The organism is Roseovarius atlanticus, from assembly GCF_001441615.1.
Classification (GTDB): Bacteria; Pseudomonadota; Alphaproteobacteria; order Rhodobacterales; family Rhodobacteraceae; genus Roseovarius; species Roseovarius atlanticus.
Genome location: NZ_LAXJ01000025.1, coordinates 38,622 through 61,086 on the forward strand (window position 1 = coordinate 38,622; position 22,465 = coordinate 61,086).

Consider the following 22,465-nt stretch of genomic DNA (forward strand, 5'->3'; position numbering starts at 1 on the left):
CGCTCAGATGTCCACCTCGGCAGTGTTCACCGTTTGGCAGCGCCAGCTTTTGATACGTTCGTTGGGATGGGTGTTCACCCACTTGGCCAGTTCCGGCTGCGCGCCCATCAGGCATTGCATCGGGGTGACGTCAGTGAACAGCAGACTGCGTTCACGACACTGGTCGGGGGACTGCGCCAGACAGGCGACAAACAGAAGCTCGATCATGGTCTTTCCTTGCGTGTTGCATTCGTCTTCGCTCCCGTCTGCTGTCAAAGTGAAGCGCAAAACCTCTAAGGAAAGGGTAACGGCACCGTTCGCCGGCCGGTTTTTCCGAAGCTGTGCATATTTATGCTGCATTGCAGCATTGATGCCTAATTTCCGGGCGCTTGTGCCATGTCGCTGAAAACCCTCCTTGGCCTCGGCGCCCTCGCCCTGGGTGTGGGCACATGGGTCACCGCGCTCATCCTCTGGCTGGGCCTGCTGGCCGTCTCCGACCGCCTCGATGCCACGCTCAAGGCCGAACAGCGCATGTCGGGCTATGCCGGCCTCTCGACCCAGGCCGCCACCTTCCTCGTCGTCGCAACCGAGGCCGTGCAGCGCGAGCTGCCTGCCGACACCCGGCTGGAACGGCTGGAACCGGTGGTCGAAAACCTCCGCTCTTCCTTTGCGCGCCTGCAACAGAACGTGGCCCAGGCGGTCGAAGAAGCGCAGGATCTGGGCCTCGACGCCCAGTCCCGCTTCGGCACGCAATCCCTCGGCCTCGCCCGGATGGAGGCGCTCCTGTCCAGCACCATGCGCGGCCTCGGCGAAGACGACATCGACCGCCCCCGCCTGCAAGCCCATATCGACAGCTTCGCCACCGGCTTTGACCCCCTGCTCAGCCAGGCGGTGCAGACGGAACAGCTTTTCCGCAACGACATCCGCGCCGATATCGTCGCCCTGCGCCAGAAACTGACCCTGGCCGCCATCGCCATCGCGGTCGCCGCCGTACTGATGGTGCTGGCCTTCTATTTCGGCCTTATCCGCCCGCAATTCGCCCGGCTCGACCGCCTGCGCGAGGCGGCCCAGAAGATCGGGCAAGAGAATTTCGCCATCGACCTGCCCGAAACCCGCCGGGACGAGATCGGCGGTCTTTATGCCGAGACCAACCGCATGGCCCATGCCCTCGCCGCCCGCAAATCGGCGGTCGAGCAGGACCGTGCGCAACTCAGCAGCATCATCGCCGCCCGCACCGAGGAACTGCGCGCCGCCAACGAAACCCTGGCCGAGATCGACGAGAACCGCCGCCGCTTCTTTGCCGATGTCAGCCACGAATTGCGCACGCCCCTGACCGTCATCCTGATGGAGGCACAGATCGGCCGCGCGGCGGGTGGGCCCGACGCCGACGCCTTCGCCACGATCGAGGCCCGCGCCGCGCGTCTGAACCGCCGCATCGACGACCTTCTGCGCGTGGCCCGCTCCGACAGCGGCCAACTGGCGCTGGACCCCGCACCCGTTCCCCTGCGCGATCTCATAACCGAAGTGCACGAGGAAATCCGCGCCGAGGCCGACAATGCGGGCATGACCCTCACCCTGTCGGACATCCCCGACGTCACCCTGACCTGCGACCGCAACTGGATCCGGCAGGTGCTGGTGGGTCTCGTGCGCAACGCCATCCGCCACGCCCGCGACGGCGGACAAATTCGGCTCGACGCGCGGGCCGGCGACCAGACCACCGAAATCGCCGTCATCGACAACGGCCCCGGTATCGCCCCCGCCGACCAGCCCGGCATCTTCGAACGCTTCACGCAATCGGGCAGCACCTCGGCCCAGGGCTTCGGCATCGGCCTCGCCCTCGCCCGCTGGGTGATCGACTCCCATGACGGCACCATCACCCTTGAAAGCCCGGTCGCCCGCGCCGACGCCCTAAGCGACGCACCCGGGACAAAGATCGCGGTTCGCCTTTCCCTTTCAACCGGCTAAAACGGCGCTATTCTCAGGCCCTCAGCCGCGAAAGAGACCGCACTGCCATGACCCGCCTCCTGATCGTCGACGACGACCCGGAAATCACCTCCGCCCTGGCGCGGGGGCTGGGCCTGCACGGCTATCAGGCGGAAACCGTCAACCGCTACGACCACGCCCTCGACAAGCTACGCGGCGAGACGTTCTCTGGCGCCATCATCGACGTCATGCTGGGCGCCGACAGCGGCCTTGATCTGGTGCGCCGCGCCCGAGAGAGCGGCGCCACCCTGCCCATCCTCATGCTCTCGGCGCTCTCGGATGTCGAACACCGCACCGCGGGGCTCGAGGCGGGGGCCGACGATTACGTTGTCAAACCCTTCAGCTTCGACGAACTGGTGGCTCGCCTGCGCGTTCAGGAACGCCGCGCGACCTCGCAGCGCCCGCAACCCGCCACGCTGACCGCCGACCGCGTCCTGCATACCGAGACCGCCCGCGTGTCGCTGACCGAGCGTGAAGATGACCTTCTACGCCTGCTCATCGCCCATGACGGCACGCCTTTGCCACGCGGCGATATCTTCGACGCGCTCTGGCAGGCCGAGGGGTCGGGTAACGAAAACGTGGTGGACGTCTATATCGGCTATTTGCGCAAGAAACTCCGCGACGCCGATTTTTGCTTTGAGATCAAGACGGTACGGAATCAGGGCTTCGTCATCGATGGCCTCGCCCCGCGGCTTGACCCCGGGAACCGGGACTAAAGTCTAAGCGTTTCACAGAAATTAAGAGTCGCAATGAAGCGGCCGAGTTGTCATCTTTGGACTGTTATTCAAAGGAGGAAACCATCATGGCATGGGCAAAACCGATCATCCGCGAAATCGAATGCGGCATGGAAATCAACATGTACGGTCCTGACTTCGACGAAGAGCGCGAAGTCCTGATCTAAGACTGATCTGCGCGCGGGAGGATATCTCGATGTCATTCCGCGCGCATATTCTCGGCGCTGCGGCCGGGGGCGGCCTGCCCCAGTGGAATTGCGGTTGTGACAACTGCAATCTCGCACGTTCAGGCGACATTCCCTCACAGACACAATCGTCCCTCGCAGTCACCGGAAACGGTGTCGATTGGGCCATTCTGAACGCATCGCCCGACATACGCGACCAGCTGTCGAACACAGCGGCCCTCCATCCGACGGACCTACGCAAGCTGCCGCTGACCTCCGTCTTGGTGACCAACGGCGATATCGACCACGTCGCCGGCTTGCTGACCCTGCGCGAAATGCAGCCGTTTACCCTCTTCGCCACCAAGGGAATACACGAAGTTCTGGCCGCAAATCCCATTTTTGACGCCCTGCATGCCCAGGTCGTCACTCGCACCAACATCGCCCTCGATGAACCGTTCGAACTGGCCCCCGACCTGACCGCGACGCTTTTCGCTGTGCCCGGCAAGGTCCCGCTCTACATGGAGAGCGAGACGGTCGAAACCGACCTGATGGGCGAACAGACCGTGGGCGTCGTGCTGGAAAACGGCGACACGACGGCCTTCTACATCCCCGGCTGCGCGCGGCTCAACGACGATCTGCGCGACCGCCTGCACGGCGCCGACATGGTCTTTTTCGACGGCACGCTCTGGCGCGACGACGAAATGGTCCGCGCGGGCCTCGGCAAGAAGACGGGCAAACGCATGGGCCACATGTCCATGTCCGGCCCCGACGGCTCCATCGCCGCCTTCGCGGGCATCGACATCGGCAAGAAGGTCTTCGTGCACATGAACAACACCAACCCGGTCCTGCGCCCCGATTCGGCGGAAAAAGCCGAGGCCGAAGCAGCGGGCTGGATCATCGGACAGGACGGAATGGAGATCACCCCATGACGCAAAGCCGCGAAGAATTCGAAGCTCGCCTGCGCAAGATCGGCGCCGAGAGGTATCACGATCTGCACCCGTTCCACGATCGCCTGCATGGCGGCGACTGCACGCCCGACCAGGTCCGTGCTTGGGTGCTGAACCGCTACTATTACCAGCACACCATTCCCATGAAGGACGCCGCCTTCATGAGCCGCGTCGAGGATCCCGACCTGCGCCGCGCGTGGCGTAGCCGAATCGAGGATCACGACGGCACGGCCGAGAACGAAGGCGGCATCAAGCGCTGGCTGCGACTGGCCGAGGCCGTGGGCCTCGACCCGGCTTACGTCGCCTCCCGCGAGGGCGTGCTGCCAGCGACGAAATTCGCCTGCGACGCCTATGTCCGCTTCGTCCGCGACAAGACCCTGCTGGAGGCCGTCGCCTCGTCCCTAACCGAGCTGTTCGCGCCCAAGATCCACGCCAACCGGATCGAGGGTCTGTTGAAGAACTACGACTTCGCCGACGACAGCTCGCTCAGCTACTTCAAGACGAGGCTCAAGGAAGCGCCCAAGGACGTCGCCTTCGGCCTCGCCTGGGTGCTCGACCACGCCGATACGCAGGAAAAGCAGGACGCCGCCGCCAACGCGCTCATCTTCAAGACGGACGTGCTCTGGTCCCAGCTTGATGCGCTCTGGAGCGCCTATGTCGAACCCGCCCGCATCCCGCCCGGCGGCTGGCAACCGGGCGAAGGGCTGCTGCTCGAAAGGGCCTCCTGATGATCGCCACCGACATTCCCTCCCTGCCCCGCGGCGTGCGCCTGCATTTCGACAAGGTGCGCGATACGTGGGTCCTTCTCGCGCCCGAACGCGCCATCACCCTCGACCAGATCGGTCACGCCATCCTGACCGAGGTCGACGGACAACGCAGCTTCGGCGAGATCACGCAGGCCCTGTCGGACAAGTACAACGCCCCGGTCGAGCAGATCACCGAGGATAGCAACGGCTTCCTTACGGCCCTGCGCGACCGCAGATTCCTGGACGTAGCGCAATGAAAATACCCGCCCCCATCGCCATGCTGGCCGAGCTGACGCACCGCTGTCCGCTCTCCTGCCCCTATTGTTCCAACCCCGTGGAACTGGCCCGGCAGGACAGCGAGCTTGATACCGAAACCTGGGTCCGAGTCTTCGACGAGGCCGCTAAGCTTGGCGTGCTGCAACTCCACCTCTCGGGCGGCGAGCCCGCCTCCCGCCGCGACCTCGTTCCGCTTGTACAGGCCGCCCGCGACGCCGGCCTCTATACCAACCTCATCACCTCCGGCATCGGCCTGACCGAGCGTCGGCTGAAAGAACTGGACGAGGCCGGCCTCGACCACATCCAGCTCTCGTTGCAAGGCACCACGCCCGAAATGGCCGACGAGATCGGCGGCTATAATGGCGGCTACAAGCGCAAGATGCAGGTGGCCGAGTGGATCGGCCAGATCGGCTTTCCGCTCACGCTCAACGCCGTCCTGCACCGGCGCAACCTGCACCAACTGCCCCGGGCCATCGAAATGGCGCAGGAAATGGGCGCCCGCCGGATCGAGGTCGCCACCGTGCAATTCCACGGCTGGGCTTTGAAGAATCTCGACACCCTCATGCCGACCCGCGAACAGGCCCGCGAGGCGACCCGCATCGTGGCCGAATCCCGTGCCGCGCTCAAAGGCAAGCTGGTGATCGACTACGTGCCCGCGGATTATCACGACGACTACCCCAAGCGCTGCATGGGCGGCTGGGGCAGCACGGGCCTCAACGTCGCCCCCGACGGCCAAGTCCTGCCCTGCCACGCCGCGCAATCCATCCCGCAACTGGAATTCGAGACCGTCCGCGACAAGCCGCTCGACGACATCTGGTACAACAGCGCCGCCTTCAACGCCTATCGTGGCACCGACTGGATGCAGGAACCCTGCAAATCCTGCGACCGCAAGCTGGTGGATTTCGGCGGCTGCCGGTGCCAGGCCATGGCCATCGTCGGCGACCCCGCCGCGACCGACCCGGTCTGCATCAAGTCCCCCCATCACGGGGCGCTTCAGGCACAAGCCGACACCCACGCGTCCAACACCGACGCGCCGCTGGTCTATCGCACGATGCCCGGCAAGAAAGAGGTCGAACCGACCAGCTGAGGTAGTTTCAGAAACAGACGATCTCGGCCTCGGCCTGCGCCCGGCGCAACTCTGCCACCAGGTTCGCCGCGGCAGCCGAGCTGTTGAACACCGCCATGCGCTCGCCACCGACCCGGCGCATCGACAAAACCGTCTCGGCCTCCAGATACTCCTCGTATGACAGGATCTGCGCCACCTCGTCGACGGAGCACGAGCATTTCTGCAACATCTCGCGCGTGGTGCCGTTCGTGGACATGCAGGCAAAAACGTAATCCGCCCGCGCCGCCGTCGGGAAATCGTTCAGACGCTCGGCGGCGGTCTGGCCCAGCGCGACGCCCGGCAGCGCAATCAGCATCGACGCAAGCAGGCTCTTCATTGCGTCACCTCCTCCAGCGTCTCGAACGTCACTTCCGAGCGATAGCCGGCGCTACCCTCCGGCCCCGGCGCCTCGGCCACGAGATTCAGGTACCAGCCCGGCACGTCCTCGGACATCGTAACCGTCAGCTTGAGGTCGCCAAAGCCGCGCATCTGGGCGCGGTTCGGGTCCTCGGCGAAGGGCTGCATCGTCACAGTCTGCGTTTGAACTGTCTGCCCGTCAAACTCGGCCTCGCCCATCGTCACCTCGTTGGGCTGCACCAGCGCCTCCTTCACCCGGTTGCGGATGTAGAACTTGCTGCCGCCCGCGCTCTCGGCCATGTCGCGCACCGTGGACTCGTAGAAGAACATGATCATCGGATTGCCCACGCTGGCCGGGAACTGCCCCAGCTTGCGGTACTTCTCGCCCTGCCGCAGTTCCAGCACCGCCAGCGGGCTTTCGCCCTCGCCCACGGTCAGCGCAACCTTGCCGCTGTCACGCTCCGCCGCATCCGGCGCCAGCGCGTTGCTGACCTGCCGCTCATAGACCAGCGACTGGTCCCGCGACACGTCATCCAGCGTGCCATTGCGGAACAACAGGTCATAGGTTTCCTGCCCGCTGAGCGGCGCAGCCATGGCGGCGGCACAGCTTAAGGCGACGCCGACCAGAAAGCTCGTCACGCGCATCATCATGCTCAAATCTCCTCCCTATTCAGGCCAGACACTAAAGGCTCCGGCGGCGCTGTCACCGGCCACTTTCGTATCACCCCGCGCCTCGGCATCCCCTTGCTGACCGATCTTCCACGCCATCAACGGCCGCAGCCGGTTCAGCTTGACCGGCTTGTAGATCACCGAGATGTCATAGGTCAGCCCCGCCGCCCGCACCCTCGGGCTGCGATCGGCGGTGATCAGGATCGCCGGCACATGAACCTTGGTCAGCTTGCGCACCTTTGCGATGGCATCAACCCCGGTGTCGCCGTTGTCCAGCGTGTAATCGGCCAGGATGATATCGGGCGCCATGCCCATGTCCTCGACGCAGGTCAGCGCCTCGTCGATCGACCGGCAGGCCAGCACGTCGGCGCCCCATTGTTCCAGCCGCTTGGTGGTGCCGAACAGAACGTCGTCGTCGTTCTCGATCAGCAGAACGATCTGGTTCTCCAGAAGGTCGTCGGCATTCGACGCAAGGCTCAGGGGTTCGTTCACCGCCTGCGCATCCGCCACCGTCTCCAGCTCGATGCGAAACACCGACCCCACGCCGGGCTTCGACTTCACCGACAGCTTGTGACCCAGCAGGCGACAGGCCCGCTCCACCACCGACAGGCCCAGCCCCACGCCCGCGGCCAGCTTCTCGCCATCGGCGCGGGCGAACTCCTCGAACACCCGCTGCTGGTCACGTTTCGGAATGCCGATGCCGGTGTCCCAGACCTCCAGCACCACGCGCCCCTTGCGGCGGCGGCACCCGACCAGGACGCGGCCCCCCGGCTGGGTATACTGGATCGCGTTCACCACCAGGTTCTGGATCGACCGCAACAGGTATACCGGGTCCGACCGCACCAGCACCGAACAGGGCACCATCTTCAGGCTCACGTTCTTCTGCTCGGCCACCAGGCTCTGATCGGCATGGATCGAGTTCATCATCGAGGTCAGGTTCACCACCAGCGGGGACACCGTGTCGGGCGCCGCACTTTCCAGCCGCGAGATGTCCAAGAGCAGGTGCAGCAGTTGCTCGGTCGACCGGAACGATCCTTCCAGCCGCTCTACCATGCCATGCATGTCGGTGCCGCGCGACGTCTCCAGCAGGGTCGAGATCAACAGCTTGGCGGCATTGATCGGCTGCAACAGGTCGTGGCTGGCGGCGGCCAGGAAACGCGTCTTCGACGACACCGCCTTTTCCGCCTTGTCCTTGGCCTCACGCAACGCCTCCTCGACCCGCGCCTTCTTTTCGTATTCTTCCGTCAGCTTCTCGTTCGCGCGGGTCAGCTCGGCGGTGCGCTCCATCACCCGGCGTTCCAGCGTTTCGGTCGCGCGCGCCTCCAGCGTCACGTCCTCGACCTCCACTAGGTAGCCGCTGTCGGGCATCTCGTGCATGTGCAGTTCCAGCACGCGCTCGGGCCCCAGCCGCACGCGCTGCCGGAACGCGCCTTCGGTCACCAGCTTGCGATAGATCGCCTCGATGTTGACGGCATCGCCCTCGACCGCCAGCCCGTTGGCGAACAGATACTCCACCAGCGCCGTCACCGGCTCGCCTTGCGCGACATAGGACGCGGGCAGTCCCAGCAATTCGCGGAACTGGCCGTTATGCATCAGAACCTTGCCCCGCGACGAAAACGTGCACACCCCCGACGTCAGCGTCTGGAACACCGCCTTCAGGTAGTCCTCCTGCCGGTCGATCAGGCTTTCCTTCTCCGACCTGTTGCGCCGCACGAAATCGGTGATCTCGGTCAACAGCAGCACGACGTTGTCGCCCGACGTGTGCTGCGCGCTCAGCTGGAACCAGCGGTCGTCGGCCATCTCGATCATGACCGAGGTAATCACCCCCTCGTCGCGCCGCTTCTCCAGCGTGGTGGGCAGGGTGGCCAGGTTGCGGTCGGCCGAGCGGAAGAACTTACTCGACACCAGCCGCGCAAAGAACCGGCCAATCGAAAGCCCCGTGTCGATCTTGTTCGAGATATCGGGGAAAAGCTGCAAAAACAGGTGGTTGCACAGCTCTAGCTTGCCGTCGATGAACAGCGCAAAGCCCCCCTCCATCGACGACAGCGCCGCCACCAGGCTCTTGCGCATCCGCTCCTGCTCGCCGCGGACCGTCTCCAGTTCCGACACCGCGCGCGCCAGGTCGCGGCCCTGCGCCTGCATCTTTTCCTGCAACTCGATGGCCGACTGGAACGCGCGAAACGCCGAGGGGCGGACATCGTCCTGCCGGTTCGCCCGCCGCATCAGCGCGTCGATGATCCGCGCCTGCCGTTCGACCTGCACATCCAGCGGCTCGTCGGGGTTCACCAGCATCAGTTCAGCACCCGCGCTTCGGGCTTGAAGAACGCCACGCCCACGAAGGTCTGGTTCATGTGCAGGCCCGACTTCTGCTCACCATAGGTGTTGAACCCGATCACCCGGTGGGTGCGCAAAATGTCCGACACTTCCTTCGTCAATTGCTTGTGCTCGAATTCCAGCCGCCGCAGGAAACAGTCGAAACCCAGGATGAAATCGGGCGGCTGCCCCGCCGCATCGCGCGCCGACAACCCCTCGTGCAGCGCCTCCAGGCTGCCCTTGGCCTTGCCCAGCGTCAGAATCAGCCCGTCGTCGATCGCCGCCAGCAGCGACAGCGCGCCGCCCGGTTTCGCATCGCTGATCGCGCGGGCGTAATGCGTCAGGTTGTGGCGCAGCATCATCGGGTTCTCGGCAAACACCTCCGGACTCAGCGCCTCGGGCGCACACCCCACCAGCCGGGCGTATTCCTCCGCCGCCGGTGCCCCGTTGATCTCATAGACCAGCCTGTCCTCGGCATCCGCCGAGGTGATGACGATCTGCGCGCCCTCGGGCTGGAAATGGTCGAAGGCCACGCCCTGGAACTGCAAGTCGGTCTCGATCAGCAACAGCACGGCCGCCCCCGAATGCGCCTCGCCGTCATGCAGGACGTAGGTCCGCTCGAATTTCAGCCCGTCCCCCGCCGAGCCGCCGAAAATCGGCACGTCGCCCAGCACCGCGTCAAGGGTCGATACCAGCAGATCCTCCTGCTTGGACAGCCCGTCCGCCACGATCAGCGCAAACCGGTTCCAGCCTGCCGTGTGGCGGAACCGCTCGGCCTCTTTCTGCGCCCGCGCGGCAAAGGCCGTGGCATGATCCGGGCGCAGGTCCTGGAACAGCATCGAGGCGCAGCGGAAATTCTTGCGCGGAAAACCCAGCAGCAACAGCGCCTGGTCGTCATACCCGTCTGTCGTGATCTGCCCGGCCGAACTGCACCCGAACACCGGCACGCCGCGGAACTCTTGGGACAAAAGCGCGCTTGTCTCCTCGACGTCCAGGCTGTCGGGCAGAACGGCGAACACGAAACACAAGCCCCTGCCGCGCAGGCTCTCGGAGGCCTCGGCCACCGCAACGGCCGGGTCCTCGGCCCGCGAGTCCCCGATCACCACGAATTCTGGGGGGGCGGCCTTCACGCGTCCCCGCCTAGTGTTGCAAAAAGGCGCGCGCCTCGGGTTCGGCATGGCGCGCCATCACCGATTCCACGAACACCACCGCCTGGGTCCGGTTGCGCACGTCCAGCCGCCGCAAAAGCGCCGTGATATGCGCCTTCACCGTGGCCTCTGCCAGCGACAGCTCATAGGCGATCTGCTTGTTGGGCTTGCCCGCGCAGATCAGCTTCAGGATATTGACCTGCTGCGGCGTCAGGATGCTCAGCTCCGGCGTGGTCTTGAACAGGTCGTCCTCGCACTCTTCCGCGGTCGCATTGGCATATTCGGCCGGGATGTATCGCCGCCCGGCGGCTATCTCCGACACCGCGAATTGCAGCGTCTTGGCCGAGGCGTCCTTTTGCAGAAATCCCATCGCACCCGACCGCAAAAGCGTGTGCACCAGCTCGCTCGATGCCAGCGACGAGATCACCAGCACCCGCGCCTCGGGCACCCGCTCGCGCAGCTTTTCAAACCCCGACACTCCGGTCACATCCGGCAGCTTCAGATCGAACATCACCAGATCGGGCCGAAACCCCTCGTCCAGCAGGTCGAAACACGCGCGAAGGCTGCCCGCCTTGCGAATACTGCATTCGGAAAATCCCAGCGACAGCGCCGTTTCCAGCGCATCGCTGTAAAGCGGATGGTCGTCCACGATCATCACCGACGACACAGGCTGCGCGGGTGCGCATTCGGGTCTTGCTGCCAACATGCCGATCCTCCCAAATCGAAACGTAGCACCAAATCGGGAATGATCAACCGTTTGGCGCGGGCTTTGCGGAACCGGCAAGGCTCGGCCAATGGCCTGGCGGGCACCTCCGCCGCAAAACCCACACTCACAGACCGAGGCAGACTTGTGCAACTACCGGGCGAAACGGGTCAGGTCACCCGGCGGCGCCTGACCGGAATAGACGGCCCGGTCCAGCTCCGCCAGCCGGGCGCGGTATGTCTCGGCGCCCGGCCCCGCTCGCGCCAGGGCCACCAACGCCTGCCGCATCTCGCCCGTCCGCCCGGCCCGCGCCGCCCGGCGCAGCGCACGTCGCCGAGGGTCCAGCGCAGGCACCCAATCCGATACTTGCGGCCTCCCCGACCACGCCCGGCCCTTCAGCCCAAGCAACAGCGCCGCAGCGAAAACCGCCAGCGCCGCGCCCAGCGCCGGAAATCCCGGCAACACCGCCTCGGTCACGACCGGCGCGGCCGGTGCCGTGGCCGCCATCTCCGCGCGGCTCCCCGGCACCCGCGCGCCATAGGCCACCCGCTGCGCGTTGATCTCCACCGTCCGCGGCTCCCGCGCCACCGTGTCGAAATAATCAAAGCTCAGCGGCTCCACCACCGCCGAGACGTCATTGCCCGGTCGGATCGTCCAGCGCCAGAAGGCGATGGTCTTCGGCCCCTCCGGCGTCAGCTGGATCAGCCGCTTTTCCGGATGGGCAAAGATCATCCCCGAGGGCGAGGTCAGCTCCGGCATCGGCGGGATCATCTCGGGTGTCGCGCCCAGCGCCTCGATGCGGATCACCCGCAACACGCCCTCCCCCGGCGTCAGCTGGTCGGGCGCGTTCGACCACTGGTCCGAGACCTGTAACTGACGTACCGGGAACCACCAGTCGCTGCCCTCCGGCGCCGGGTCCACCTCGATCGTGATCGGCTCGGACGCGATCTCGTACGCGAACCAGTCGTCTCCCTCGTCCGTCAGCGTCAGCTGGTGCCGGAACGCCCCGATGGTCAGGGTGCCGGGGCGCTCCGGGTACACTGCCATGCGCCGGATGAACACCTTCACCGCGCGCCCCTCCACCCGCTCTTCGCGCCAGGTGTCAGGCCCAAGCTGCGACCAGTTGAACCCCTCCAGCTCCGGCTGCACGAGCGTTTCGCGCGTGATGTAACGCCGATAGGTGCCGCGGATCGTCAACAGCACCATCTCCCGCGTGTAGGGCGTCGCCGCGCGCTCTTCCACGCTGACCTCCAGCTTCAGCTCCCCAGGCCGCACCTCGCGCGTCTGACCGACCGCGATTTCCGGGACCATCAAAGCGAACATCCCCAGCATCCAGACGCATACGCCCGCTGCACGCGCACCCCGTCCCGGACGTGATCCGGGACCTCCTGCCCGCCATCGCCAGAGGCCCCGGCGCGCAGACCGGGGCGGGCCCACAAACCTATCCGTCTTCTCCGCCATTGCAGGCCGCGCCGACCAGTGCCGCCCGTACCACCCGGCCAGGCGCGCAAAGAACGCGCGCCCCACGCCTCTCCCCCACCGTCCCGGACTTGATCCGGGACCTCTCGCCCGCCACCGCCACAGGTGTCGACCGATCCACCCGGCCAACCCCGCAATACACATGCGCGCCACACTTCCTTCCCCCCGTCCCGGACCCGATCCGGGACCTCCCGCCGCCGCGCGCACCGCGCGCGCCTGCGCCAACCGCTCCGTCTGCAAGCGCCCCCTCATCTCGGGTCCTCCGGCTCTGGCGGTGACAGCCCCAGCTTGTCGCGCCGCTTGTACTCCTGCAAGATCCGCTCGGCCATGAACTCGCCCGGCACGTCTTCCAGCTGCAAAAGCCACCGCTCGTCGGCCACCATGAAATAGTCCTTGAACACCCGCCGCACGCCCAGCTTGCCGCGGCTCTCCAGCTCCGCCATGCCAAGAACCGCGCCGGTATTGCTCACGCCATCCCCGGTCCCCGCCGCGCGCGCGTCGCCCTGCCCCACCTCCGCCTCCGCCGTCGGACCGCGCTTGCGCTCGGGCAGCAGGTCAAGCGCCTCGGGGTCGATGGCCAGCCCCGCGTAATAGGCCGCCACCACGTCGAAATTCGCCCGCGCCCACGGATCGCCCGCGGCAATGGCCAGATCATAGGCCTCCAACGCCCGCGCATACTCCCCCGCAAAGGCCAGCGCGTTGCCCCGGTTGTAATCCTGTCCCGCCGCCGCGAAGGCCTCCGCCGCCGCGCCGTACGCGCCTGCCCGGAACCGCGCCACGCCCTGCCAGTCCGGCGCCTCGAACACCTCCGCCGCCCAACCCGGCAAACCCACCGCCAGCAAGACACGCCCCACCGACGCCGCGCCGCCAAGAGCCCCTCCCGCCAGCAGGAACACCGCCGTGATCAGCGCCAGCCCCCTCATGCGCCCTGCCTGCGGAACATCAGGAGCATCGGCAGGGCGGCCAGCAGCAAAAGGTAACGCCCCATGTCGCTCCAGAAAATCAGCGGGTACTCCTGCCGCTCCAGCCGCGCCGCCATGTCCTGCCCCAGCCAGCCCGCCAGCGCATCGGCGTCATCAAGGCCAAAGACCCGCCCGCCCCCCGCCTGCGCATGGGTCCCGAACGCCGCATCGTCGCCCATCCCCACCACCGACAGCCGCGCGCCCATCTCCGCCAGCGTTGCCGCCAGCCGCAAACTCTCCGGCCCCAGCCCCGCCCCGTCGGTAAACAGCACCACGTCCCCCGCGATGATCTCGGCCTCCTCCAGCCGCGCCACCGCCAGCGCCAACGCCCGCTCGGGCCGCGTGCCCGGATCGGGCACCAGCTCCGGCCCGATCAGCGAAAAGGTCTGCCCCAGCTGCACGTGATCCAGCGTCATGCCGGTGGCCAAGTACGCATCCCCGCCGTAAACCACGATCCCCCCGGGCCGCGTCCCCAGGCTCGCCAACCCGAACCGCCCCAGCGCCTGCATCTGGGGCCAGCGCGCATCCTCCGTCACGCTGGCCGAGGCATCCACCAAGAACAGCACCCCGTCGAGGTTGCGGAAACTCGGCGTGTCCCGCCGCTCCACCGCCGGACCCGCCAGCGCCAGGACCGCGATCACCAGCACCGCCACACCGGCCCAAAGGCCCGACCGCCCCGCCTGCGCCTCGACCCGGCCCAGCGCCGCCATCGCCCTGATCATCCCCGGCTCCGCCGCCCGCTGCCAGTCGCCCAACCCCTGCCGCTGCGACCACAGCCACCACGCCAGCCCCGCCAGCACCGGCAGCGCCAACAGCCACAGGGGCCGCAGCAGGGTCACGTCCAGGCTCATGCCGGGTCCCTCGCGATCACGAAAAGACACAACAGCGCCGCCGCCGCGGCCGGCCACGGCCAGTAGTCGCGATAGATCTCGGCGGCCAGCCCGTCGCTGTCATTCGCCTCCAGCCGGTCCAGCGCCTCGGCCACCTCTTGCAGATCCTCGGTCGTGCGCACCCGAAAGCTTTCGCCGCCCGACACCTCCGCAATCGCGCGCAATGTCCGCGCATCCACCACGCCGCGCTCGCCCTCCTCGGCGCTCTCCAGATCCTTGGGCCCCAGCGCGATCGTGTGCACTCGGACGCCCATCCGGGCGGCCAGCTCGGCCACACCCAGCGGCTTCGTCGCACCCGCGTTGTTCACCCCGTCCGACAACAGGATCACCACCTTGCTCGCCGCCGCGCTGTCGGCCATCCGCTTCAGCGCCAGTCCCAGCCCGTCCGAGATATTCGTCGCCCGCCCCGAAATGCCGATCACCGAGGTCTCTATCTCCTGCGCCACCGCCTCGATGTCGAAGGTGAAGGGCGTCGCGTAATAGGCTTCCGATCCGAACACGATCAGCGCCAGCCGGTCGCCCCCCCGCCGCCGCGCAAATTCCGCCCCCACGGTCTGCACCGCCTCCAGCCGCGTCACCTGCCGGCCGTCCAGATCGAAATCGTCCCGCACCATCGAGCCCGACAGATCCAGCGCAATCGCCAGGTCCCGTCCCGACACTTTCAATGCCGACACCGGCGCCAGATCCCTCGGGCCGGACAATGCCACCACCAACAGTGCCCACGCGATCCACAACGCCCCGTCGCGCAGTGGCACACCCGCCACGCCCACGCCACCACGCCGCGCCCGCGCCAGCAGGTCCTCCCCCACCCGGCGCGGCAGCACCAGCGCCCGGCCTCCCGCACTCCGCGCCGCCACGAAGCGCTGCACCAACCAAGGCAGCGGCAGCAAAAGCAGCGCCAGCGGCTGGGCCAGTTCAAACATGCGCCCTGACCTCCGCCTCCACGTCGATCTGCGCGTCGGGACGGTAGAGTTTCGGGCGCAGCGCATCATAGCGCTCCGGCGCCACCTCCTTCAGCAAGTGCAGCAGGCCCACGCGCCGCGCATCCTCGGGCAAGTCCCGCAACGCCGCGATGCGCGCCTCAACCCCAGGCGTCTCCGCACCGCGCCGCCGTGTCATGGCCAGCCGCATCAGTCCCACTATCGCCAGCGCAGCACACCCCGCCAGCCCCGCCGACACCAGCACATCCGCCACGGCCTCCAACGCGCCCCCCGGTGGCAACCGGATGTCCAGCAGGCTGTCGCGCATCGCCGCCTCCGACAAGGGTTCCCCACTCATGCCGCGTGCTCATCGTGATAGCGGATCAACACGCGCGCAATCTCCCTCGGGTCGGCGCCCGCATCCACCACCAGCGCCTCGCGCCCCGCGATCCTCACTGCCGTCGGCACCGCGTCATTGGCCCCGATCCGCAAATTCGTCCGTCGCCCGTCGGCCAGCCGTACCGGGTAGCGTCCCGCCGGCAACGCCTCGGTGTTCGACACAAGCAGCAGCCGTATGGCGCGGCGCTGCCCCAACCCGTCCAACACCTTCACCAATTCCTCCCCCGGCGCGTCGAACCCCGAGGCGATGACGATCTCCGACCCCGACGGCGCCAGCCGTTCCAGCCGGTGCAGCGCCCGGTCCAGCGACAGCGCCCCGCCGCTCGCCCCCTTGTCCCGCGCCGCATCCTCCAGTGCCCGTGCATGGGCCTCCACCAGCCCGCCGATCACGTCCAGCATCCCCCGGATGCGGCCGCGCGGCGGCACCACGGTCACGTCGCGGTCCGTCACTGCCAAGAGCCCCACGCGCCCGCCCTGTTCGATCAGCGGCCAAGCATCCAGCACCAGCGCCTCGGCCGCGGCCACCGACAACAGCGCGCGGCGCAAGCCCCAAAGCATCTCGCTCCGCATATCCGCCACAAGGTACCGCACCCGGTCCCGTTCCGCCTGGAACTGCCGCACATGCAGCTTGCCGGTCCGCGCCGTGCTCGCCCGATCCAGGTGCCGGATATCATCGCCGGGCAGGTAATCCCGGATATCCGCCACCTCGATCCCCTGCCCCTTGACCCGCGTCGCGTGGCCACCCGGCAGCGTGGCGCATTGTTCCGCCCCGCCCGGCCCGGTCAGCGCATGGGCGCGCAGCGCAATCAGATCTCCGGCAGCAAGCCGGACCCCCGGCTGCTCCAGCGCGGCACTCACAGCGGCTCCACCGCTTTGACGATCTCCGCCACCACGTCCCGCGCGCGCCGCCCCTCGGCCATCGCGCGCCAGCTCAGCACCATCCGGTGCGCCAGCGCGTCGGGCGCCAGCGCCGCCACATCCTCGGGCAGCGCATGGTCCCGCCCCTTCAGGAACGCCCGCGCCCGCGCCGAGGCCGCCAGCGCCAGCGTGCCGCGCGGCGACACCGCGTGCTGGATATCCCCGGCCAGCTCGCCGCCCCGCGTCGCCATCACCAGCCGCACGATATAGTCGCGCAACTCCGCTGCCAGATGCACATCCGCCACCGCCTTGCGCGCCTCCTTCAGGCTCTGCTGACTGATCGTCGCGTCCGACACCACCGCCTCGCCATGCGTCTCCGCCTCCACAAGGTTCAGGATCGCCCGCTCGGTCTCGATATCCGGCAAGTCCAGCACCACGTGCAGCAGGAACCGGTCCAACTGCGCCTCGGGCAATGGAAAAGTGCCCTCGTGCTCGATCGGGTTCTGCGTCGCCACCACAAGGAACGGATCGGGCAGGCCATGCGTATCGCTTCCCGCCGTGACCTGCCCCTCGCCCATCGCCTCCAGCAGGGCCGACTGCACCTTGGGCGGCGCGCGGTTGATCTCGTCCACCAGGACGAGGTTGTGAAACACCGGCCCTTTGACGAACTCGAAACTGCCGTCTCCGGGCTTGTAGACCGGCGTGCCGGTCAGGTCGGCGGGCATCAGGTCGGGCGTGCACTGGATCCGCGCGAACGACCCTTCCACCGCCCGCGCCAGGCATTTCACCGCCCGCGTCTTGGCCAGCCCAGGCGCCCCTTCCACCAGCATGTGACCCCCGGTCAACAACGCGATCGTCATCCGTTCGATCAGGCGCTCATGCCCGATCAGCCCGTTCCCCAACTGCTGCAACAAAGACGCGATATCGCGCTGGCCGGCTTCTTTCAGCACATCCTGCCCTCCCGAAACACGGACGTTTACCAGTACCGCGCGGTCTCTCCCGCCGCGCGACACATGCCGTTAACGCTAGGCCAAGCGGCCTGTCGCCGCCTACCTAACCGAAAGTCGTAACCGCCGCCGCCCACGGTCCTACCGCACCGTCCGGTCCGCCGCGCAGTCGGGGTCCATCAGCGGCGCGAACCGCGCGTCGGCAAAGCTCTCCGCGCTCAGCGCGTCCAGGCGCTCGTAATTGGCGTCGATGAACTCGATGAACTCCGGCGCATTGGTCTGCGCCCCCGGCGACTGCGCCACCGCGTGCAGCATGAAGACATCGAACCGGCACAGCCCCACCGGGTTCGACCCCAGGATCGCCCGCATGAAGCCGCGCGAACTCCACGGCATCCGGCCCATGTTCACCGGGAATTCCTGCAGTTTCGACACGAACCGCGCGTCGCGGTCGAATTTCAGCACGTCCATCCCGAAGGTGAAGGATTGGAACAACTCTTCCACCAGGATCGAGCGGTAGAATTTCCGCTCCAATGTGCCCGGCGTCGACGGCCCCGGCTGCTTGACCATGATATGCGTCACCTGCCCAAGGTGGCCAAAGAACGTCTGCGCCATCGCCGGCGACATCGCCGCATAATCGCGCCCCCGTGGCAGGCCAAGGCCAAAGGCGCTGTTCATCCAATCCACGTCCTGCGACAGCGCCCGGTTCGGCGGCCGCCCCGAATACAGGCGCAACAGAACGACCCGCCCCGCGCCGCAGCCCTGCGCCGTGGCACCCGCGAACCGCATCGGCAGCGGCTTGCCATAGACCTCGCCAATCAGCCCCCGGAACGCATTCAGCACCGCGCGCGTCTCGGCATGCGGCTTCTCGCCCACCACGCACAGCGCGGCGCCCGCCATGTCGCGCCCGTTGATCCTGACCGGGATCGCCATGTCCCGCCCGATCATCGTCGTGCGCAGCTCGTAACTCCAGCCGCGCCGCGCCATGTCCAGGTAATCCTCGCGCTGGCCCGCCTGCGCCGCCAGCCCGGCCAAGATCAGCATGAAAGCAAGTCGTATGATGCGCATGGCACCTCCCCTGAGCGGGCAACATAGACCGGTCGCGGCAGCGTTTCCACAAATCCCGCCAATCGCGCGCCAGGGCGCGGATTTTGACAACCCGCCGCGCAAGGCCTATCCCTTTTTCACTGAAAAGGAGACAGCGATGCCAGACCATTCCAAAACCGGCACGATGATCCCGGCGAACACGTTCGCGCTGACAGTCGCGGCAGACGGGACTCGCGAAATCCTGATGCCCGACGGTGATCCCCAAGACGAGATGCCCCCGGCCGTGGCCGCCCTGACGGCGGTGTTCATCCGCATGGAAACCGACCCGCATTTCATCCGCGACCAGATCGCCTGGCTCGACGCGCGGCCCACCGCCTGAGCACCCCCAAAGGAGCTTTGATGACCCAACTCAAGACCACTGCCGCCCAGATGGTCGCCGACGCCCGCGCCCGCATCGAGGAAGTCGAGACACCCGACCTCATCGCGGCGCTGGACGACCCGAACGTCGTCATCGTCGATATCCGCGACATACGCGAACGCCAGCGCAGCGGCTTCATTCCCGGCAGCGTCCACGCCCCGCGCGGGATGCTCGAATTCTGGGTCGATCCCGACAGCCCCTATCACCGCGATGTGTTCGCCCAGCCCGGCAAACGCTACGTGCTGCACTGTGCCTCCGGCTGGCGCTCGGCGCTGGCCACGGCCACGCTTCAGGACATGGGGTTTCAGGCCGCGCACCTGCGCGAAGGCTTCTCCACCTGGGCCGACCAGGGCGGCCCGGTCGAATTCCCCGAAGACAAGAAAGCCTGACCTACCAGGGCTTTAGAACGATCTTCGGCGCGGCCACCTTGCCCGCCCGCAGGTCGGCAAAGGCCGCGGCACCCTCGTCCAGGCTCCGCGTCTCGAACCACTCCAGCCTGCCCAGCCGCCCGTCGAACAGCGCCTGCGCCGTGTCACGGAAATCCTGGTCCGTATAGGTATAAGTGCCGATGAACGTGATCTCCTGCAACGTCATCCGCCGGACATCGAGACCGCCCATATCCTCGCCTAACCCCACATGCACGATGACCCCACCCGGCCGCGCCCGCGCCGACGCCACCTTGCGCGTCGCGGCATAGCCGACGGCATCCACCACGATATCGAACAGGCCGTCGGCCTCGGCCACGACATGGTCCCTGCACACAGCGGCCAGGAAATCCCGCCGCGCCGCGTTCGGCTCCACCACCGTCACGCCCGTCACCCCCATCGCCGACAGGGCCAGCGCCGCGGCCAGCCCTATGGCCCCGCCGCCCACCACAAGGGCCCGGTCGGGGCCCGGAACAACCTGCAACGCCAGCCTGACCGCGTGCCAACTCACCGCCAGGGGCTCGGCCAACGCCGCCCGCTCCAGCGGCACGCCCTCCGGCACTGTCACAAGGTTACGCTCCGGCATCGCCACGAACTGCGCGAACGCGCCTTCTCTCGGCGGCATCGAGATGATCTGCCGCGCCTCGCACAGGTTCTCGCGCCCCGCCATGCAGGCGGCGCAATCCCCGCAGGTCACCAGCGGATTGATCGTGACCCGCCGCCCTTTGTCGGGCCCCTCCACGATCACCCCCGCCGCCTCGTGCCCCAGGATCAGCGGCGCGGGCCGCCGGTCGTCATGGCCAAGGTAAGCGTGCATGTCCGAGCCGCAGATCCCCACCGCCTCCACCCGGATCAGATGCTCGCCCGGTCCCGCCACCGGCTCCGGCACCTCCCGAAATCCCAGCCGCTCAGGCGCGTCATAGATCAATGCCTTCATTTCGCAGTAAACCCCCCGTCCACCATCAGGACCTGCCCGGTGACATATGCACTTGCATCCGAACACAGGAACAGGACCGGCCCGTCGATATCCTCCAGCCGGCCATTGCGCCCGATGCAGGTCTGCGCCGCATTGCGCGCCGCCCGCGCCGTGTCGCCAAAGACCGCCTGCGTCAGTTCCGTGGGAAAGAACCCCGGCCCGATCGCATTTGCGGTGATCCCATGACCCGACCACGCCTCGGCCATGGCGCGCGTCAATTGCGCGATTCCGCCTTTCGTCGCGCCATAGGCGATGCCGCCGGGAAAGGCCCGCGTCGTCTGCAACGAGGCGAAATTCACGATCCGGCCCCAGCCTTTCGCCTTCATCGCCGGCACCAACGCCTGGCTCAGGAAAAACGGCGCGCTCAGGTTCAGCGCCAGCGTCGCGTCCCAGCCCTCGGCCGTCACGTCATCCGCCGCCTCCCGCGTGTTCACCCCCGCCGCGTGCACCACGATATCCGGCGCCCCGAACGGCGCGGACAGCTCCGCGACCAGTCCGGGCAAGCCCTCGCGCTCCGCCACATCGCCCACGACATAGGCCGCAGCACCTCCGACGCGCCCGGCCCACTCAGCCAAGGGCGCCTCTCGCCGCGCCACACCCACGACCTTCGCGCCAGCGGCGACCAGCACGTCCGCCGCCCTCTGCCCCAAGCCCGAGCTGGCCCCGGTGACGCAGGCCACCCGCCCGCTCAGATCGAACAGGCGGGCCGGTTCAGCCATCCGCGCTCAGGTCGAAATTCTCGCCGGGGAAATACTTGGCCAGACGCGCATCCGCCGCGCGCGCGTGCCCCTCCATCCCCTCCAGCCGGGAAATCCGCGCCGTCGCCTGCGCCACTGGCTTGGAGCCTTCCCGCGTCGCCCGCTGCCATGTCACGATTTTCATGTATTTATGAACCGACAAGCCCCCGGTATAACGCGCCGCCCCCGAGGTCGGCAGAACGTGGTTCGTCCCCGCCGCCTTGTCGCCATAGCTCACCGTGGTCTCCTCGCCCAAAAACAACGAGCCGTAACAGGTCAGCCGCCCCAGCCACCAATCCAGGTCTTCGGCCTGCACCGTCAGGTGCTCCGGCGCGTACTCGTCCGAACAGGCCGCCATCTCCTCGCGGTCGGCGCAGACGATCACCTCGGCATAGTCGCGCCACGCCGCCGTGGCGTTCTCGCAATTCACCTCCGGCAGGTCGTCGATCAGCTTCGGCACCATGTCCATCACCGCCTCGGCCAGCGCCCGGTCATCGGTCACCAGCCACACTGGGCTGTTATACCCATGCTCCGCCTGGCTGACCAAGTCCGTCGCCACGATATGCGCGTCGGCACTGCTGTCCGCCAATATCAGACTGTCCGTCGGCCCCGCGATCATGTCGATCCCCACGCGGCCAAAGAGTATCCGCTTGGCCTCGGCCACGAACTGATTGCCCGGCCCCACCAGGATATTCGCCGGCGGCAGGCCGAACAGGCCGAAGGTCATCGCCGCCACGCCCTGCACGCCGCCCATCGCCATGATCTGGTCCGCCCCGCAGATATGCGCGGCATAGATGATTGCCGGCGCCACGCCGACGCCGGGGCGCGGCGGGCTGCACGCGGTGATATGCTTGCACCCGGCGACCTTGGCCGTGGTCACCGTCATGATGGCACTGGCGATATGGCTGTACCGCCCGCCCGGCACATAGCAGCCGGCGGCATCCACAGGGATCGCCTTCTGCCCCGCGATCAGCCCCGGCACCACCTCCAGCTCCACATCGGCCACGGTGGCCTTCTGCCGCTCGGCGAACCGCCTTACGTTGTCATGCGAAAACCGGATATCGGCCTTCAGCTTTTCCGGCACCAGCGCGCAGGCGGCCTCGATCTCGGCCTCCGACAGCAGGATGCTGCCCTCGTACTGGTCGAACTTCCGTGCGTATTCCAGCGCGGCGGCGTCGCCCCCCGCCTCGATGGCGTCCAGGATGCCCTGCACTGTCGCATGGACATCCGACGCCCCCGAGCGCGAGGTCAGTTTCGCCTTTTTCAGATACTCCCGCGCCATGCCA

At 67.2% G+C, this 22,465-nt stretch carries 26 protein-coding genes; 9 read left to right on the plus strand and 17 right to left on the minus strand.

Annotated elements, in window-relative coordinates:
• Positions 1-3: 3 nt before the first annotated feature.
• The gene (locus XM53_RS18630) at positions 4-207 is read right to left on the minus strand and encodes a hypothetical protein (RefSeq protein ID WP_057796087.1); all 204 of its coding nucleotides are present in this window, start codon (positions 205-207) and stop codon (positions 4-6) included.
• Positions 208-375: 168 nt separating this feature from the next.
• Between XM53_RS18630 and XM53_RS18635 the strand changes: the two genes are divergently transcribed.
• The 7 genes from XM53_RS18635 (at position 376) to pqqE (ending at position 5,916) form a co-directional block, all read left to right on the plus strand.
• Positions 376-1,944 carry a sensor histidine kinase gene (locus XM53_RS18635; protein WP_057796090.1) on the plus strand — a complete coding sequence of 523 codons (1,569 nt, stop codon included), beginning with the start codon at positions 376-378 and terminating at the stop codon, positions 1,942-1,944.
• Positions 1,945-1,991: 47 nt separating this feature from the next.
• Positions 1,992-2,678, plus strand: coding sequence for a response regulator transcription factor (locus XM53_RS18640; RefSeq protein ID WP_057796092.1), 687 nt, complete (start codon positions 1,992-1,994; stop codon positions 2,676-2,678).
• A gap of 86 nt (positions 2,679-2,764) precedes the next feature.
• Positions 2,765-2,863, plus strand: a complete 99-nt coding sequence (gene pqqA, locus XM53_RS18645; RefSeq protein WP_057796095.1) for a pyrroloquinoline quinone precursor peptide PqqA — start codon at positions 2,765-2,767, stop codon at positions 2,861-2,863.
• 29 nt (positions 2,864-2,892) lie between these two features.
• Positions 2,893-3,789 carry a pyrroloquinoline quinone biosynthesis protein PqqB gene (gene pqqB, locus XM53_RS18650; RefSeq protein ID WP_057796097.1) on the plus strand — a complete coding sequence of 299 codons (897 nt, stop codon included), beginning with the start codon at positions 2,893-2,895 and terminating at the stop codon, positions 3,787-3,789.
• Positions 3,786-4,535 carry a pyrroloquinoline-quinone synthase PqqC gene (gene pqqC / locus XM53_RS18655; RefSeq protein WP_057796099.1) on the plus strand — a complete coding sequence of 250 codons (750 nt, stop codon included), beginning with the start codon at positions 3,786-3,788 and terminating at the stop codon, positions 4,533-4,535. The genes pqqB and pqqC overlap by 4 nt, the downstream gene beginning before the upstream one ends.
• The gene (pqqD, locus tag XM53_RS18660) at positions 4,535-4,810 is read left to right on the plus strand and encodes a pyrroloquinoline quinone biosynthesis peptide chaperone PqqD (protein ID WP_057796101.1); all 276 of its coding nucleotides are present in this window, start codon (positions 4,535-4,537) and stop codon (positions 4,808-4,810) included. Before pqqC ends, pqqD begins: the two co-directional genes overlap by 1 nt.
• Positions 4,807-5,916 carry a pyrroloquinoline quinone biosynthesis protein PqqE gene (gene pqqE / locus XM53_RS18665; protein ID WP_057796103.1) on the plus strand — a complete coding sequence of 370 codons (1,110 nt, stop codon included), beginning with the start codon at positions 4,807-4,809 and terminating at the stop codon, positions 5,914-5,916. The genes pqqD and pqqE overlap by 4 nt, the downstream gene beginning before the upstream one ends.
• A gap of 7 nt (positions 5,917-5,923) precedes the next feature.
• On the opposite strand, the gene XM53_RS18670 is transcribed toward pqqE, so the two are convergent.
• From XM53_RS18670 to XM53_RS18730, 13 genes are all read right to left on the minus strand, one after another.
• The gene (locus XM53_RS18670; RefSeq protein WP_057796104.1) at positions 5,924-6,271 is read right to left on the minus strand and encodes a hypothetical protein; all 348 of its coding nucleotides are present in this window, start codon (positions 6,269-6,271) and stop codon (positions 5,924-5,926) included.
• Positions 6,268-6,942: a hypothetical protein gene (locus XM53_RS18675; protein ID WP_328586692.1), complete on the minus strand. Its 675-nt coding sequence runs from the start codon at positions 6,940-6,942 to the stop codon at positions 6,268-6,270. The genes XM53_RS18670 and XM53_RS18675 overlap by 4 nt, the downstream gene beginning before the upstream one ends.
• A gap of 15 nt (positions 6,943-6,957) precedes the next feature.
• Entirely contained in the window at positions 6,958-9,252 is a 2,295-nt protein-coding gene (locus XM53_RS18680; protein ID WP_057796106.1) for an ATP-binding protein, read from the minus strand.
• Entirely contained in the window at positions 9,252-10,403 is a 1,152-nt protein-coding gene (locus XM53_RS18685) for an FIST N-terminal domain-containing protein (RefSeq protein WP_236544560.1), read from the minus strand. Before XM53_RS18685 ends, XM53_RS18680 begins: the two co-directional genes overlap by 1 nt.
• A 10-nt stretch (positions 10,404-10,413) precedes the next feature.
• A complete protein-coding gene (locus XM53_RS18690) occupies positions 10,414-11,127 on the minus strand; it encodes a LuxR C-terminal-related transcriptional regulator (RefSeq protein ID WP_057796110.1) in 714 nt (237 codons plus the stop codon).
• A 150-nt stretch (positions 11,128-11,277) separates the two neighbouring features.
• Positions 11,278-12,447: a hypothetical protein gene (locus tag XM53_RS18695; protein ID WP_236544561.1), complete on the minus strand. Its 1,170-nt coding sequence runs from the start codon at positions 12,445-12,447 to the stop codon at positions 11,278-11,280.
• Positions 12,448-12,851: 404 nt separating this feature from the next.
• Positions 12,852-13,526: a hypothetical protein gene (locus XM53_RS18700; protein ID WP_057796114.1), complete on the minus strand. Its 675-nt coding sequence runs from the start codon at positions 13,524-13,526 to the stop codon at positions 12,852-12,854.
• Entirely contained in the window at positions 13,523-14,416 is an 894-nt protein-coding gene (locus tag XM53_RS18705; RefSeq protein WP_057796116.1) for a vWA domain-containing protein, read from the minus strand. Before XM53_RS18705 ends, XM53_RS18700 begins: the two co-directional genes overlap by 4 nt.
• Complete coding sequence (locus XM53_RS18710; RefSeq protein WP_057796118.1) at positions 14,413-15,378, minus strand: VWA domain-containing protein; 966 nt, start codon at positions 15,376-15,378, stop codon at positions 14,413-14,415. Before XM53_RS18710 ends, XM53_RS18705 begins: the two co-directional genes overlap by 4 nt.
• Positions 15,371-15,733 (minus strand): hypothetical protein, encoded by a 363-nt coding sequence (locus tag XM53_RS18715; protein WP_057796120.1) that lies wholly within the window; start codon positions 15,731-15,733, stop codon positions 15,371-15,373. Before XM53_RS18715 ends, XM53_RS18710 begins: the two co-directional genes overlap by 8 nt.
• Entirely contained in the window at positions 15,730-16,632 is a 903-nt protein-coding gene (locus tag XM53_RS18720; RefSeq protein ID WP_057796122.1) for a DUF58 domain-containing protein, read from the minus strand. The genes XM53_RS18715 and XM53_RS18720 overlap by 4 nt, the downstream gene beginning before the upstream one ends.
• Positions 16,629-17,582 (minus strand): AAA family ATPase, encoded by a 954-nt coding sequence (locus XM53_RS18725; protein WP_057796125.1) that lies wholly within the window; start codon positions 17,580-17,582, stop codon positions 16,629-16,631. The genes XM53_RS18720 and XM53_RS18725 overlap by 4 nt, the downstream gene beginning before the upstream one ends.
• A 138-nt stretch (positions 17,583-17,720) precedes the next feature.
• Complete coding sequence (locus tag XM53_RS18730; protein WP_057796128.1) at positions 17,721-18,644, minus strand: hypothetical protein; 924 nt, start codon at positions 18,642-18,644, stop codon at positions 17,721-17,723.
• Between the two features lie 136 nt (positions 18,645-18,780).
• Here XM53_RS18730 and XM53_RS18735 point away from each other — a divergent pair, with 136 nt between their 5' ends.
• Positions 18,781-19,002 carry a hypothetical protein gene (locus tag XM53_RS18735; protein ID WP_057796130.1) on the plus strand — a complete coding sequence of 74 codons (222 nt, stop codon included), beginning with the start codon at positions 18,781-18,783 and terminating at the stop codon, positions 19,000-19,002.
• Positions 19,003-19,022: 20 nt separating this feature from the next.
• Positions 19,023-19,430: a rhodanese-like domain-containing protein gene (locus XM53_RS18740; RefSeq protein ID WP_057796132.1), complete on the plus strand. Its 408-nt coding sequence runs from the start codon at positions 19,023-19,025 to the stop codon at positions 19,428-19,430.
• A gap of 1 nt (position 19,431) precedes the next feature.
• On the opposite strand, the gene XM53_RS18745 is transcribed toward XM53_RS18740, so the two are convergent.
• From XM53_RS18745 to hisD, 3 genes are read right to left on the minus strand one after another with little or no spacing between them, the layout of a single operon-like run.
• The gene (locus XM53_RS18745; RefSeq protein WP_057796133.1) at positions 19,432-20,403 is read right to left on the minus strand and encodes a zinc-dependent alcohol dehydrogenase; all 972 of its coding nucleotides are present in this window, start codon (positions 20,401-20,403) and stop codon (positions 19,432-19,434) included.
• Entirely contained in the window at positions 20,400-21,161 is a 762-nt protein-coding gene (locus XM53_RS18750) for an SDR family NAD(P)-dependent oxidoreductase (protein WP_057796134.1), read from the minus strand. The genes XM53_RS18745 and XM53_RS18750 overlap by 4 nt, the downstream gene beginning before the upstream one ends.
• On the minus strand, positions 21,154-22,461 hold the full coding sequence (hisD, locus tag XM53_RS18755) for a histidinol dehydrogenase (RefSeq protein ID WP_057796135.1): 1,308 nt from the start codon (positions 22,459-22,461) through the stop codon (positions 21,154-21,156). Before hisD ends, XM53_RS18750 begins: the two co-directional genes overlap by 8 nt.
• Positions 22,462-22,465: the final 4 nt, after the last annotated feature.

Coding starts and splice junctions, on each gene's coding strand:
- XM53_RS18630 (WP_057796087.1), bottom strand. CDS start 207: ATGATCGAGCTTCTGTTTGTCGCCTGTCTGGCGCAGTCCCCCGACCAG.
- XM53_RS18635 (WP_057796090.1), top strand. CDS start 376: ATGTCGCTGAAAACCCTCCTTGGCCTCGGCGCCCTCGCCCTGGGTGTG.
- XM53_RS18640 (WP_057796092.1), top strand. CDS start 1,992: ATGACCCGCCTCCTGATCGTCGACGACGACCCGGAAATCACCTCCGCC.
- pqqA (WP_057796095.1), top strand. CDS start 2,765: ATGGCATGGGCAAAACCGATCATCCGCGAAATCGAATGCGGCATGGAA.
- pqqB (WP_057796097.1), top strand. CDS start 2,893: ATGTCATTCCGCGCGCATATTCTCGGCGCTGCGGCCGGGGGCGGCCTG.
- pqqC (WP_057796099.1), top strand. CDS start 3,786: ATGACGCAAAGCCGCGAAGAATTCGAAGCTCGCCTGCGCAAGATCGGC.
- pqqD (WP_057796101.1), top strand. CDS start 4,535: ATGATCGCCACCGACATTCCCTCCCTGCCCCGCGGCGTGCGCCTGCAT.
- pqqE (WP_057796103.1), top strand. CDS start 4,807: ATGAAAATACCCGCCCCCATCGCCATGCTGGCCGAGCTGACGCACCGC.
- XM53_RS18670 (WP_057796104.1), bottom strand. CDS start 6,271: ATGAAGAGCCTGCTTGCGTCGATGCTGATTGCGCTGCCGGGCGTCGCG.
- XM53_RS18675 (WP_328586692.1), bottom strand. CDS start 6,942: ATGATGATGCGCGTGACGAGCTTTCTGGTCGGCGTCGCCTTAAGCTGT.
- XM53_RS18680 (WP_057796106.1), bottom strand. CDS start 9,252: ATGCTGGTGAACCCCGACGAGCCGCTGGATGTGCAGGTCGAACGGCAG.
- XM53_RS18690 (WP_057796110.1), bottom strand. CDS start 11,127: ATGTTGGCAGCAAGACCCGAATGCGCACCCGCGCAGCCTGTGTCGTCG.
- XM53_RS18695 (WP_236544561.1), bottom strand. CDS start 12,447: ATGTTCGCTTTGATGGTCCCGGAAATCGCGGTCGGTCAGACGCGCGAG.
- XM53_RS18700 (WP_057796114.1), bottom strand. CDS start 13,526: ATGAGGGGGCTGGCGCTGATCACGGCGGTGTTCCTGCTGGCGGGAGGG.
- XM53_RS18705 (WP_057796116.1), bottom strand. CDS start 14,416: ATGAGCCTGGACGTGACCCTGCTGCGGCCCCTGTGGCTGTTGGCGCTG.
- XM53_RS18710 (WP_057796118.1), bottom strand. CDS start 15,378: ATGTTTGAACTGGCCCAGCCGCTGGCGCTGCTTTTGCTGCCGCTGCCT.
- XM53_RS18715 (WP_057796120.1), bottom strand. CDS start 15,733: ATGAGTGGGGAACCCTTGTCGGAGGCGGCGATGCGCGACAGCCTGCTG.
- XM53_RS18730 (WP_057796128.1), bottom strand. CDS start 18,644: ATGCGCATCATACGACTTGCTTTCATGCTGATCTTGGCCGGGCTGGCG.
- XM53_RS18735 (WP_057796130.1), top strand. CDS start 18,781: ATGCCAGACCATTCCAAAACCGGCACGATGATCCCGGCGAACACGTTC.
- XM53_RS18740 (WP_057796132.1), top strand. CDS start 19,023: ATGACCCAACTCAAGACCACTGCCGCCCAGATGGTCGCCGACGCCCGC.
- XM53_RS18745 (WP_057796133.1), bottom strand. CDS start 20,403: ATGAAGGCATTGATCTATGACGCGCCTGAGCGGCTGGGATTTCGGGAG.
- XM53_RS18750 (WP_057796134.1), bottom strand. CDS start 21,161: ATGGCTGAACCGGCCCGCCTGTTCGATCTGAGCGGGCGGGTGGCCTGC.
- hisD (WP_057796135.1), bottom strand. CDS start 22,461: ATGGCGCGGGAGTATCTGAAAAAGGCGAAACTGACCTCGCGCTCGGGG.